Raw genomic sequence first — 7,406 nt, forward strand, 5'->3', positions numbered from 1 at the left:
GCGGAAATACGCAATGGGGTATATGTAAGATCGCTAAAAAGAAAAACGGCAACAATACACTTGTATTGCTGCCGTCACTCTTCGGTAGGGTAGGTTTACTTCGTTCCTCTGAAAAATCTTTTGGACTGTTCCTGCCTTAACCTTTTCGTTCTAGCCAGGAATCTGTAGCCGCTTCGTTTTATGGAGATTTCTCTTTGATGTTCATCACTATCTTCGCGTCTTCTGCGATAAGTGGAAAGTATCAGGCCCTTTGTAATAACGCCCAGTACTTTTTCCTTGTTTTGTCTGGAAACTACAGGTAGTAGTTCCAGTTCACGCTCTTCCATTAATATAATGGCAGCAAGTAAAGTGCTGTTAGGAAAAACAAAGACGTCTGCGTATTTCAACTCGGACATTGTGGTATATCCCTTTAATACCCCCTGATACAGGTCTTTTAAATTGATCGCTCCGCGTACCTTATTGTCTTTATCAAGCACAATCGCACCGTATTCATTTTGTGTTTTTTCTGCTGATGCTTCCAATATTGTGCTGATGCTTTCATCCTCCCTGGTTGTCGGAACGTTTTTATCCATCACCTCTTCCACATTCAGTTCCCGTAAAATATCCGGCTCATATGCATCAGGTGTTGGCACACCGCGACGATTAATTTTTTCTGTCATGATGGAGCTTTTCATCATAAAGAAGGAAACAAAGTAAGAAGCGGTGCATGCTCCCAGTAACGGCAATAAGCCATGCGGCTGTAAGGTGGTTTCAAAGGCAAAGACTATGGAGGTGAGCAGCGCCCTTGCTGATCCTGCGAACATAGCTGCCATACCTATAAGTGCGCAGGTGGGCAGACTGATATTAATCTGTGGGAACAGCGATGTTACGATCATGCCAAGTCCCAGACCGGTAGCACCACCGATAGTTAACAGCGGTGCAAGTGTTCCGCCTGAAGTACCACTTCCCAGGGAAATCGACCAGGAAATGAATTTAAGGAAGCATAAGCCCAGTATAAGCTGAACGCTGATGTTGCCACTCAGCAATTGCGAAATATTGCTATAACCAACACCCATGGTATAAGGGGCGAAATAACCTGTTATACCTACGGCGAGAGAGCCTATTGCCGGCCACCACATCCAGTGTATAGGAAGCTTTTCAAAAAGATCTTCAATATAATAGATGCTTTTGGTTACAAAAGCGGCAATCACACCTACAACCGCACCCATGGCCACATAACAGATCATCTCCTCTGCCCCTGCGGGAGGAATAGCAGGCATTGCAAATACCGGAGCATCACTGAAAAGCGCATAGTGCATGGCAGCGCCTGTTGCACAACCTAATGCTACAGGTATAATAGAACGGGGAGAAAATTCAAACAGCAGCAATTCGATGGCAAGCAATACTGCTGCTACCGGAGTGCCGAAAATGGCAGCCATACCAGCCGTAGCACCTGCAGTCAGCATAATTTTCCGCTCATTGGGAGAGATATGCATGATCTGTCCGGTCAGGGACCCAAATGCGCCGCCGGTAGAAATGATAGGACCTTCAGCACCAAAGGGACCACCCGTACCGATCGAAATAGCGGCAGAGAGCGGCTTTAATAAGGTGATGATGGGCTTTATACGGCTTTTATTTGTAAGCACCTGTTCCATCGCTTCCGGTATACCATGCCCTCGTATAGCGGAAGACCCGATACGTGCCATAATACCCACGACCAGGCCGCCTATTACCGGTATGATGATTACCAGCCAGCCGAGCTGATTGTGCGCTGGACTGCTTTCTTCAATTGAAAATTTACCGTAAAATGAAAGATTAGTGATGAGGCTGATCAATGCAACCAACGCCTTGGCAATGAAACCTATAATAATGGCATTGAATATTACTTGTACGCTCAGGTATAACACCCTTTTTGACACCAGGGGCCGGTACTCTTCCTGTTCCTTATCAATAGTAAGGTCGAGGGACGGTGCTATTGAAATAGACTCGTCAGTATCTTTGTCGTGCATAAATTGTAATTTTCTCTGCAAAAATATTGTATAAACAACATTTTTGTAAATTTATTTATCATAAAATAATTAATAAATATTGTTTAGGCAATGTTTTGTACCTTTGCATATGACTCATCATACTAATTGTTTTCTCAAAAAATATTCCTTACCTGAATGGGAAGCGGCGATAGACAATAATTCGAAGTGCTTGAATTTCAAGAAAGGGCAGGCAATATTCCGGGAAGATGATCCTGTGATAGGATTTTATTTTCTGCATGAGGGGAAGGTTAAAATACATAAAAAGTGGGGAGCGGATAAGGAGCTTATTATCAAATTGGCAAAAGAAGGCGATGTGCTGGGGCATAGGGGGATCGGTGCAGATCAGCATTATCCTGTCTCTGCTACTGTCATAGAAGATGCGTCCGTTTGTTTTATTTCCACAGAATTTCTGAAAACTACACTTAGAATAAATCCGGAACTGACTTATCAGTTAATGCTTTATTACGCCCATGATTTGCAGGAGGCGGAGAAAGGTATGCGGAATATGGTGCATATGGATGTAAAAAGCCGTATTGCGGATACCATACTTAAAATCGCAGACGTATTTGGTTGTGATGAAGATGGAACTATTAAAGGCACGTTAACCAGGCAGGATCTTGCTTCTTATGCCGGCACAACGTATGAAACTATCTTTAAGGTAATGAATGAGTTTACAGGGGATCGTATTATTGAGCTGTCGGGGAAGACGATCATTATTAAGGATAGAGAGAGGCTGGCCTCAATAATAAAGCAGGGGTAGGAAGCTTAATGTCTGGGTTCAAAGTTGATGATGTTAGATTGTTTCATCAGATTGTTCGCCTTTAACACGATAAGACCTGTTTATAATCAACATTGTAATATCAATACCCGCTTGGTATGCGGGAAAGGCAATAGGAGGAGCTATATTCTTGAGAAAATCATATCTATAATATACATAGACTCCAAATGCGAGCGAAAACAGCCATTTAAATATGTTGTTGGGTGTATTTGAATGGCTTGAGTGTTGTACCAGATATCCAATCGGATCAAGCACCAGATATACAGGTAGAATGCAGGTAAATGCTACACAAATGATAAATGGTAAGATCCATAACAGTTTTCTGTTGCTTTTTAAACAGATAAGTATTCCTTTCACAAAATAGACAGCTAAGTAAAGAATAAAGGTCATAAGAATAGTCACAGCTAAACCTAACAAGCTGCTTGATTCTTTATTCATAATCGATGATACAATGATAAATGATGTGATGATAAGAGGAAAATAGACCAATGCTTTAAATAACCATTTTGCAACTTTCCATAAAATGTTGAGGTAATTATCAAACATTTGCTGATCAGACATATATTAGGGTTTGGACAATAAAATAACATTGAGGTTGACAATTTCTAAATTAAGAAATTAGTAAGACAATCAACTAAACTTTTACTAAATATAGTACCTGGAGATAAGGTTTCTGAACATGCCATAGGTGGGCAAGGGGCTGGTATTTGGCCGGACCGGCTATCTTATACAAAGAATATAGTATAGTTGTCTGGCTTTTACTTATCTTCGGATAACCATAATCGACCCCAACATGTCCCCCAACATGTTCTTTTCTACACAAGGTTTACTATTAACGCTAAAAACTTAAAGGATGAAAAAGACAATCTACTGGTTTGTGTGCATCATCACATTTCCCTTTATGCAGCATTCTTTTGCACAGACACGGATTGACATTGGTATCAAGGCCGGACTTAGTATCCCCAATTTAACTTCCGGTGACGGCCAGAATCCGATCAACAATGGGTATGGTTCCCGTTTAGGGCCAGATGCTGCCGTACATGTTGAATTTCATCTTTCAGACCATTTCTCTGTTCAGCCGCAACTTGAGTATTCTTCCCAGGGAGGCAAAAAGAACGGGAACCAGGCGTTTACTGTCCCTCCGGAGATGCAGCCATTGTTCCCTCCGGGCCAGGTGCCTCAGTATTTGTATGCCAACTATAAAAGTGAAGCCAAGATCAATTATCTGATGCTGCCGGTACTTGCCAAGTATCGTATTCATCTCGGTCCGCAATGGGGCTTTTATATTGCAGCAGGACCATTTGTTAGCATGGTATTGTCCGCAAAGAATGAAACCAGTGGCACAAGTGAAATTTATCTCGATAGTGGCCATCAGCAGGCATTGCCTACAGGAGCACAATCTTTTGATAAAACAGAGAATATAAAGGATGATTTGCACCGGTTTAATGCAGGTATCAGCGGCCATGTAGGATTGGCCTATATCGTAGGTAAGGGAAGTGTCTTTATTGAGGGAGGCGGGAACTACGGTTTTGTAAACATCCAGAAGGATAATGTGAACGGGGCAAATAAAACAGGGGCGGCTGTAGTCGTTGTGGGATATGCCTTTAGGCTCTAGTCAGACTTATAAATTCCTAATTAGGCCAATTGGCTGGGTCTTATCTACCTGACAGAAAAGTGTACCGATATAGCCATCCATTAATAATTGCTACCTCATACATGGTTCTATAATCTTTGCTTACTTTTATAACAAAAACGTGTACGATACTTTCCAGCAATACCTCGATAGTAAAATCACATTGACCAGTGATGAAAAGGAATTGATACGCTCCGTTTCGATTCTGAAGAAATTAAGGAAAAAGCAATACTTACTGCAAGAGGGCGATGTGTGGAAATATCACGCCTTCATCACCAAAGGTTGCATGCGCACGTACGCGGTAGATGATAAAGGCATCGAACATATTATATATTTCGGCGTAGAAAACTGGTGGATCGGTGACCGGGAAAGCCTGCTAAACCAGACGCCGTCGCGGTTGAATATAGATGCAATAGAAGACGTGGAAGTGGTATTATTTACCGCCCCAAACTTTGATATGCTTTGCGCTAAAATTCCGGATTTCAGGGATATGATCCAGGCGATTATTTCGAAGAGTTTCAATGTTAACCAAACCCGTATTTTAGCCAGCATCAGCAAATCCGCTGAAGAAAAATACTTAGACTTCATCCAGAAATATGCTGACTTTGCTATGCGTATTCCGCAGGCTATGATTGCATCTTACCTGGGCATTAAGCCTGAAACACTTAGCCGCATCAGAAATGGCATAGCCAAAAAATAATTATTTCCTGTTCATCATTGATTGTCTTTACTGAAGCGCTGCAAGAACTCCTTTTTGCTGGATATGTATGTTTATTCTGTGTTTTTCCACTTGATGTAGATCAATTTATTTCTTGTCTTGCCTCATTTACCAGGCTTTATGGTTGTAGCAACTTTGTGTTATCAACAACAACAAAAAATTACAATCATGTCAAAGACAATTTTTATCACAGGCACCAGTACCGGTTTTGGAAAGCTTACTACCATTACATTAGCAAATGCCGGTCATACCGTAATTGCTGGAATGCGTAATGTAGATGGAAAGAATGCCGCCGCTGCGCAGGAACTATCAGCTTTGCCCAATGTAGAAGTGGTGGAAATAGACGTAACCAGCGATGAATCCGTAAAGACTGCGTTCGATAAAGTGCTGGCGAAATATGGCAGCATCGATGTACTTATCAACAACGCCGCTGTTTCCGGCTTTGGTTTGCTGGAAGGGTATACACTGGAACAGATCCGAAAAATGTTTGAAGTGAATTTTTATGGTGTATTGCGTACTTATAACGCCGTACTGCCTTCAATGCGAGCTGCTAAAAATGGCTTGATCATTAACATCACTACCGGCGCCAGTGGTCACACCTTGCCTTTTATGATTCCTTACATGGCTTCCAAATTTGTAGTGGAAAGTATTACCGAAGGCATGCAGGATGAACTGGCTGATTACGGTATCGAAAACGTTAGTATCCAGCCAGGAGTCTACCCAACAGAAATGACCAATGGCTCCAAGGCCGGACTGAACGCAGACAAAGAAAGTATCACCGCTGAATATGGCGATGCGGCTACGCAAAAATTCAATGCCCTGGGAACTGCATTATTTGGCAAAATGGCGCAGTTCAATATGAATCCGCAAACCATTGCAGACGGTATCCTGGAACTGGTAAACATGAAGAAAGGCAGCCGCCCGTTGCGTTTCCCGCTGGATGCCATCGCACAGGGAACTGACAAAGAATTTATAAAAGCCCGTGCTGATATTAAGTCAAAATGGCTGGCTGCATACAATGGCTAAGCAGACCGGTGTTAACATTTTCGACTTATATACATCTTTCACACTGTGCCCGTGAAAAAGCACTTAAAAAATAATACAATGACAACCGCAAAAGAACTATTGATGGCCTACCTCCAAAACATCAATAACGCCGATAAAGCAATAGCCCTGTTTGCAGACGATGCCGCTATAGAACTGCCTTACCTCAACAGCCTGGGTTTGCCCTGGCGGTGGAGCGGAAAGGAAACGCTGTACAAGTTTCTGCAAAACCTTCCGAAGACATTCCCTGGATTTCAGTTTCAAAATATCCAGATACATATTGACACACCGGAGCAGGCATTTGGCGAATACGAAGTGGAATGTACCGTTGCTTCTACCGGCAGACCTTATCACCAGCATTACATGGGAAGACTTGTAGCGAAGGATGGGAAAATAGTATTGCTTCGGGAAGCGCTCGACTTGGCGCAGGTTGCTAAAAGCTCATTTCCCAATGGCGTTGCCGACCTGTCGAAAAAATAGATATCTGTGAAAAAATATTATTCCCTCCCAAAAACAAAGATCCCAGACTTTTCAGCCTGGGATTTTCTTATTTATTTCGGGAGATCGAATTAAGTTGTAGTAACCTGCGATATTCTTTTTTTGTTAATCGCATAAATGAACTGGAATCCAGGAATATGACAAAACGTTAATTAGAAATAGCGATGATTCTTCAAAGAAGTGAACTAAATAGAAGCCGAATTATGGAGTTAATAACATGCGGCTTAATAAACACGGTCTCACTTAATAGGTTATTTGCGCTATCAATTTTTTTCTTGAAAGAGGAACTTTTAACCTTCGCCTTTTTAAAGGTGATGGGTCTTTCTTCTTTGTAGAATTTAAGAGATCGCCATTATTTGTTTCGGCTTCATCATCCATGGAGCTATCTTTGTTCACATCACCAAACCCGAAATTGTAGTAGCCAGGTATTTCAAGTGGGCTTATTTCAACTCCTTTTTTGATAGTTCCTTTGCTGCCAACACTCTCGAATTCATACTGCATAGCAGTTATGGAATTCACTTTGTATGGATTCGTATTCAAATTGATTGTTTTGGGACTGATAAGAACAAACTAATATCAACAATGGGAGGATGTAATCATCCTGAAAAGCATATTCACATGTATCTTAAAAGGGGCTGACTAAAAAGGTCAGATTTCAACAAAAATTAAAAATATATAGCTCGCCACGGTGGGCTATATATTTTTAGTAATATTCATATTCATTAG

Annotated in this window: 8 protein-coding genes; 5 read left to right on the top strand and 3 right to left on the bottom strand. The window is 41.6% G+C overall.

Going from position 1 to position 7,406, the window contains the following annotated elements; genetic code table 11:
• Positions 1–95 precede the first annotated feature (95 nt).
• Entirely contained in the window at positions 96–1,988 is a 1,893-nt protein-coding gene (locus CLV42_RS04560; protein WP_106600676.1) for a chloride channel protein, read from the bottom strand.
• Positions 1,989–2,178: 190 nt separating this feature from the next.
• On the opposite strand from CLV42_RS04560, the gene CLV42_RS04565 reads away from it, so the two are divergent.
• Entirely contained in the window at positions 2,179–2,769 is a 591-nt protein-coding gene (locus CLV42_RS04565; protein WP_245901469.1) for a Crp/Fnr family transcriptional regulator, read from the top strand.
• A gap of 33 nt (positions 2,770–2,802) precedes the next feature.
• Here the strand turns inward: CLV42_RS04565 and CLV42_RS04570 are convergent, their stop codons facing one another.
• Positions 2,803–3,348, bottom strand: a complete 546-nt coding sequence (locus CLV42_RS04570) for a hypothetical protein (RefSeq protein ID WP_106600678.1) — start codon at positions 3,346–3,348, stop codon at positions 2,803–2,805.
• 292 nt (positions 3,349–3,640) lie between these two features.
• Here CLV42_RS04570 and CLV42_RS04575 point away from each other — a divergent pair, with 292 nt between their 5' ends.
• The 4 genes from CLV42_RS04575 (at position 3,641) to CLV42_RS04590 (ending at position 6,662) form a co-directional block, all read left to right on the top strand.
• Complete coding sequence (locus CLV42_RS04575) at positions 3,641–4,402, top strand: porin family protein (protein WP_106600679.1); 762 nt, start codon at positions 3,641–3,643, stop codon at positions 4,400–4,402.
• Between the two features lie 139 nt (positions 4,403–4,541).
• Entirely contained in the window at positions 4,542–5,120 is a 579-nt protein-coding gene (locus tag CLV42_RS04580; RefSeq protein ID WP_106600680.1) for a Crp/Fnr family transcriptional regulator, read from the top strand.
• 186 nt (positions 5,121–5,306) lie between these two features.
• Positions 5,307–6,164 carry an SDR family oxidoreductase gene (locus tag CLV42_RS04585; RefSeq protein WP_106600681.1) on the top strand — a complete coding sequence of 286 codons (858 nt, stop codon included), beginning with the start codon at positions 5,307–5,309 and terminating at the stop codon, positions 6,162–6,164.
• Between the two features lie 78 nt (positions 6,165–6,242).
• Positions 6,243–6,662, top strand: a complete 420-nt coding sequence (locus CLV42_RS04590; protein WP_106600682.1) for a nuclear transport factor 2 family protein — start codon at positions 6,243–6,245, stop codon at positions 6,660–6,662.
• 261 nt (positions 6,663–6,923) lie between these two features.
• Here the strand turns inward: CLV42_RS04590 and CLV42_RS04595 are convergent, their stop codons facing one another.
• Positions 6,924–7,220, bottom strand: a complete 297-nt coding sequence (locus CLV42_RS04595) for a DUF6934 family protein (protein WP_146154307.1) — start codon at positions 7,218–7,220, stop codon at positions 6,924–6,926.
• Between the last annotated feature and the right edge of the window lie 186 nt (positions 7,221–7,406).

It is taken from the genome of Chitinophaga ginsengisoli (assembly GCF_003014595.1).
GTDB classification, from domain to species: Bacteria; Bacteroidota; Bacteroidia; order Chitinophagales; family Chitinophagaceae; genus Chitinophaga; species Chitinophaga ginsengisoli.

What these genes read in the sequence shown, in the direction of transcription:
- CLV42_RS04560 (WP_106600676.1), bottom strand. Translation starts at nt 1,988, where the DNA reads ATGCACGACAAAGATACTGACGAGTCTATTTCAATAGCACCGTCCCTC.
- CLV42_RS04570 (WP_106600678.1), bottom strand. Translation starts at nt 3,348, where the DNA reads ATGTCTGATCAGCAAATGTTTGATAATTACCTCAACATTTTATGGAAA.
- CLV42_RS04575 (WP_106600679.1), top strand. Translation starts at nt 3,641, where the DNA reads ATGAAAAAGACAATCTACTGGTTTGTGTGCATCATCACATTTCCCTTT.
- CLV42_RS04585 (WP_106600681.1), top strand. Translation starts at nt 5,307, where the DNA reads ATGTCAAAGACAATTTTTATCACAGGCACCAGTACCGGTTTTGGAAAG.
- CLV42_RS04590 (WP_106600682.1), top strand. Translation starts at nt 6,243, where the DNA reads ATGACAACCGCAAAAGAACTATTGATGGCCTACCTCCAAAACATCAAT.